Genomic DNA, 5,080 nt, shown 5'->3' with positions numbered 1-5,080 from the left:
GTTCGGTGCGTTGGACGCACCGAACGCCACATTGGGTGCGCTGGACGCACCCAACGCCACATTGGGTGCGCTGGACGCACCCAACGCCACATTGGGGCGCTCCGGTGACCACCTTCAAAGTGACCGTTCCGGCGTCCACGGCGAACCTTGGGCCGGGCTTCGACGCCTTCGGGATGGCGCTGAGCCTCTACGACGTCGTCGAAGTGCGGGTCACCGACACCGGGCTCAAGGTCGAGGTGATCGACGCGGGCGCCGGCGGCGTCGCCGACGTCCCCACCGACGAGACGCACCTGGTGGTGCGGGCGATCCGCGCGACCTGCGAGCACCTCGGCGTCGAGCTGCCCGGCCTGCACCTGCGCTGCCACAACGCGATCCCGCACGCGCGCGGCCTCGGCTCGTCCGCGGCCGCGGTCGTGTCCGGCGTCGCCGCCGGGTACGCGCTCGCCGGCCGCGGAATCGACGCGTTCGACGCGCTGCAGCTGGCCGCGGGCTTCGAAGGCCACGCCGACAACGCCGCCGCGAGCCTGCTCGGCGGCCTGGTCCTGGCCTGGTGCGACGGCGGCCGCTTCCACGCCGAACGGCTCACCCCGCACCCGTCGATCCGGCCGGTCGTCGCCGTGCCGTCGGTGCGCTCGGCCACCGCGACCACCCGCGGCCTGCTGCCGGCGACCGTGCCGCACGCCGACGCCGCGCACAACGCGGGCCGCGCCGCGCTCGCCGTCCACGCGCTGACGGCGAAGCCGGAGCTGCTGCTCACGGCGACCGAGGACCGGCTGCACCAGGATTACCGCGCCCCCGCCTACCCGGCGAGCACACAGCTGGTGGCGACGCTCCGTGCACAGGGAGTGGCCGCCGCCATCTCCGGCGCCGGTCCGACGGTGCTCGCGCTGACGACCGCGGGAATACTTCCGCCGGATGCCGGCGTTACCGATTTCGACGTCCTCGAGCTGCCCGTGGATCTCACGGGCGTGCAGGTTGCGGCTCAGTAAAGGGTGGGTCACGTGCCCGCCGCCACGCCCGCCACGCGGGGGGTGGTTGTTGCACCCGGCACCGCCGCGGTCTACCCTCGGGGGCGTTCGATCACCGTGCGTTTCCGCACCCGATGCCGGTCCCGGGGAATCCTCGGATCCGCATCCGTCGTCGATCCGCCGAATCCGCACCGCCTGGCAAGCGGGGTAACGCGGAACGACTTGGGCGGGTTTCCGGTTTCGGCGGTGCCGAATTCCGTGTCCTCCGTTTGGAGGACGCAAACCCCTGTGGTGGAGGCGCTCCAGCTGTGTTCCGCACGGCCGAAGAGCTCATCTCGCGTATCGGGGGGCAACTACGCCGGTTCGCGATCAGAAGCGAGCGGCAGTCCGCTGATCCACCTGGAGGCGTGGATCGGTCAGGAAGGACATGTGTGAGCAACACCGATCTTTTGAGCGACGTGAGCGGCACGGCCGAGACGAACGGCACCGCCCCCGCTCCCAAGCGGACGGTCGGCGGGCTGACCGGTAAGACCGTCGCCGAGCTGCGTTCGCTGGCTGGGGAGCTCGGCGTCGGCGAGACGACGGGCATGCGCAAGGGCGACCTGATCGCCGCGATCCGTGAGCGCCAGGGCAAGTCCCGCAAGCCGCGTGCGGCGGCCGAGACCTTGCCGCTGGAAGGTGTCGGCGAGCCGGCGAAGGCGGCCCCCAAGGCCGAGGCGCCCGCCGCTGCGGTGGAGACCAAGCCGGAGCCGAAGGCCGAGGCGCCCGCCTCCGCGCCGTCGGACGCGCAGCCGCAGGCCGAGCGCCCGCAGCAGGACGCCCAGCAGGGCCAGGACGGCCAGCCCGAGGAGGGCGGCCGCAGCCGGCGTCGCCGCGGTTCCAACCGCGCCGCCGGGGCCCCGGACGGCCAGCAGGGCGGCGACCGCCAGCAGGGCCAGGGCGACCGCCAGCAGGGCGGCGACCGGCAGCAGGGTCAGGGTGGCGACCGCCAGCAGGGCGACCGCAACCGCGACCAGCAGCGCCAGGGCGGTGGCAACCGCGGCGACAACCGGGGTGACAACCGCCAGGACGGCAACCGCGGCGACCGCCAGCGCAACAACCAGCAGGACGGCAACCGCGGTGACAACCGCAACCAGCAGCCGGACGACGACGAGGAAGGCGGCCGTCGCGGCCGTCGCTTCCGCGACCGCCGCCGCCGGGGCAGCGGGGGCGGCCGGGGCGAAGGCGGCTCGCCGGACACCGAGATCCGCGAGGACGACGTCCTGCTGCCCGTCGCGGGCATCCTGGACGTGCTGGACAACTACGCGTTCGTCCGCACCTCCGGCTACCTCGCCGGCCCGAACGACGTCTACGTCTCGCTGTCGCTGGTCCGCAAGTACGGCCTGCGCCGCGGGGACGCCATCACCGGTGTCGTCCGCCAGCCGCGGGACGGCGAGCAGCAGCGGCAGAAGTTCAACCCGCTGGTGCGCGTCGACTCGATCAACGGCCTGGAGCCGGACGAGGCCAAGCGGCGTCCCGACTTCACCAAGCTGACCCCGCTGTACCCGAACGAGCGGCTGCGCCTCGAGACCGAGTCGCACAAGCTCACCACCCGCGTGATCGACCTGATCATGCCGGTCGGCAAGGGGCAGCGCGCCCTGATCGTGTCCCCGCCGAAGGCCGGTAAGACCACGATCATGCAGGACATCGCGAACGCGATCTCCACGAACAACCCCGAGTGCCACCTGATGGTCGTCCTGGTCGACGAGCGTCCGGAAGAGGTCACCGACATGCAGCGCTCGGTGAAGGGCGAGGTCATCGCCTCGACCTTCGACCGGCCGCCGTCCGACCACACGTCGGTCGCGGAGCTGTCGATCGAGCGGGCCAAGCGCCTGGTCGAGATGGGCCACGACGTCGTCGTGCTGCTCGACTCGATCACCCGCCTCGGCCGCGCGTACAACCTGGCGGCCCCGGCGTCCGGCCGGATCCTGTCCGGTGGTGTCGACTCGACCGCGCTGTACCCGCCGAAGCGTTTCCTGGGTGCCGCCCGCAACATCGAGAACGGCGGCTCGCTGACCATCTTCGCCACGGCGATGGTCGAGACCGGCTCGACGATGGACACGGTCATCTTCGAGGAGTTCAAGGGCACCGGTAACGCGGAGCTCAAGCTCGACCGGAAGATCGCCGAGCGCCGCGTGTTCCCGGCGGTCGACGTCAACCCGTCCGGTACCCGCAAGGACGAGCTGCTGCTCTCGCCGGACGAGCTCGCGGTCACCGTGAAGCTGAGCCGGGTGCTGCACGCGCTCGACTCGCAGCAGGCCATCGACCTGCTGATCTCGCGGCTGCGGAAGACCAAGACGAACGTCGAGTTCCTGATGCAGGTGTCGAAGACCGCCCTCGGCGGCGGCGAAGACGACTGAGTCCCGTCTGAAAGGGGGCCTTCCCGGTGCGCCGGGGAGGCCCCCTTCGCGGTGGGAATAGCTGGTCAGCGGGGTGCGTTCCAGTACACGTCTGCCCGTCTGGCAGAATCACCCGCTGAAGTCCGGCGCCGGTTCACCCCGCGAGAACGACTGGGGACCCGGAGCCAACGAGAGAGGACACCATGAAGAGCGGTATTCACCCCGAGTACGTGGTCACGAACGTGAACTGCGACTGCGGCAACAGCTTCACCACGCGCAGCACCAAGACCAGCGGCAACATCCACGTCGAGATCTGCTCGAACTGCCACCCGTTCTACACGGGCAAGCAGAAGATCATGGACACCGGTGGCCGGGTCGCGCGCTTCGAGGCTCGCTACGGCAAGCGCCAGAAGAAGGCCGACGCCAAGTAGCTTTTCCGACGACGCCCACTCGCCCGCGCGAGTGGGCGTCGTTTTTTGTCTTGTTCCCGGGCTGAGAGGTGGCAGAGGTGGATTCGAGCTCGCTCAAGGGGCTGCTCGCCGAGCACGCGGAGCTGGAGCAGCAGCTGGCGGACCCGGCGGTGCACGCCGACCAGGGGCGCGCCCGCAAGCTCGGCCGCCGCTACGCCGAGCTGACGCCGGTGGTGCGGGCCGTCCACGAGCTCGACACGGCCCGGGACGACCTCGCGGCCGCGCGGGAGATGGCCGCGGAGGACGCGGAGTTCGCCGCCGAGGCCGAGGAGCTCAGCGCGAAGATCCCCGACCTGGAGTCGAAGCTCACCGAGCTCCTGCTGCCGCGCGACCCGTACGACGGCTCCGACGTCGTGATGGAGATCAAGTCCGGCGAGGGCGGCGAAGAGTCGGCCCTGTTCGCGGGCGACCTGCTGCGGATGTACCTGCGCTACGCCGAGCGCCACGGCTGGAAGGCGGAAGTCCTCGACTCGGTGGACTCCGACCTGGGCGGCTTCAAGGACGTCACGCTGTCGATCAAGACGAAGTCGGCCGAGGTCGACGGGGTGTGGTCGCGCTTGAAGTTCGAGGGCGGCGTCCACCGCGTCCAGCGCGTGCCGGCGACCGAGTCCCAGGGCCGGATCCACACCTCGGCGTCCGGCGTGCTCATCTACCCGGAGCCGGAGGAGGTCGAGGTCGAGATCGACCCGAACGACCTGCGCATCGACGTGTTCCGGTCCTCGGGCCCGGGTGGCCAGAGCGTCAACACGACCGACTCGGCGGTCCGGATCACCCACCTGCCGACCGGCATCGTGGTGTCCTGCCAGAACGAGAAGTCCCAGATCCAGAACCGCGCCCGGGCGCTGCAGGTGCTCCAGGCCCGCCTGCAGGCGATCGCGGAGGAAGAGGCGGCGGCGAAGGCGTCGGACGCGCGCAAGTCGCAGGTCCGCACGGTCGACCGCTCGGAGCGCATCCGGACGTACAACTTCCCGGAGAACCGGATTTCCGACCACCGGGTGAACTACAAGGCCTACAACCTGGACCAGGTCCTGGACGGCGATCTCGACGGCGTGCTGGACGCCCTGGCGACGGCGGACCGCGAAGAGCGCCTGGCGGCTCAGTCCGGCTGACGCCGTGTCGACCTCCTGATCACGCGTGTCGGCTTCCGGATCACGCGTGCTAGAAGGGACGACGCGGGGCTGGTGTCACGCGTCCGAGGTTCGTTGACAGCGGCCCGGCGATGCGCCACATTGGGTGCGTCCAACGCAACCAACGCCACATTGGG

At 70.7% G+C, this 5,080-nt stretch carries 4 protein-coding genes; all 4 read left to right on the top strand.

All coding sequences use genetic code 11. The annotated features are described in order from the left end of the window. The first annotated feature begins 104 nt into the window (after nucleotides 1-104). Nucleotides 105-989: a homoserine kinase gene (gene thrB, locus ACWEVN_RS46490; protein WP_452055536.1), complete on the top strand. Its 885-nt coding sequence runs from the start codon at nucleotides 105-107 to the stop codon at nucleotides 987-989. A 410-nt stretch (nucleotides 990-1,399) separates the two neighbouring features. Then, complete coding sequence (gene rho, locus ACWEVN_RS46485) at nucleotides 1,400-3,367, top strand: transcription termination factor Rho (RefSeq protein WP_452055535.1); 1,968 nt, start codon at nucleotides 1,400-1,402, stop codon at nucleotides 3,365-3,367. A gap of 182 nt (nucleotides 3,368-3,549) precedes the next feature. Continuing rightward, nucleotides 3,550-3,777, top strand: coding sequence for a 50S ribosomal protein L31 (rpmE, locus tag ACWEVN_RS46480; RefSeq protein WP_003102730.1), 228 nt, complete (start codon nucleotides 3,550-3,552; stop codon nucleotides 3,775-3,777). 77 nt (nucleotides 3,778-3,854) lie between these two features. After that, nucleotides 3,855-4,925, top strand: a complete 1,071-nt coding sequence (gene prfA / locus ACWEVN_RS46475; RefSeq protein ID WP_452055534.1) for a peptide chain release factor 1 — start codon at nucleotides 3,855-3,857, stop codon at nucleotides 4,923-4,925. Nucleotides 4,926-5,080 lie beyond the last annotated feature (155 nt).

The organism is Amycolatopsis sp. NPDC003861 (genome assembly GCF_053605405.1).
The sequence above is the reverse complement of the archived record's forward strand: the minus strand, read 5'-3'. Positions and strand labels throughout refer to the sequence as shown.

Coding starts and splice junctions, on each gene's coding strand:
- rpmE (WP_003102730.1), top strand. CDS start 3,550: ATGAAGAGCGGTATTCACCCCGAGTACGTGGTCACGAACGTGAACTGC.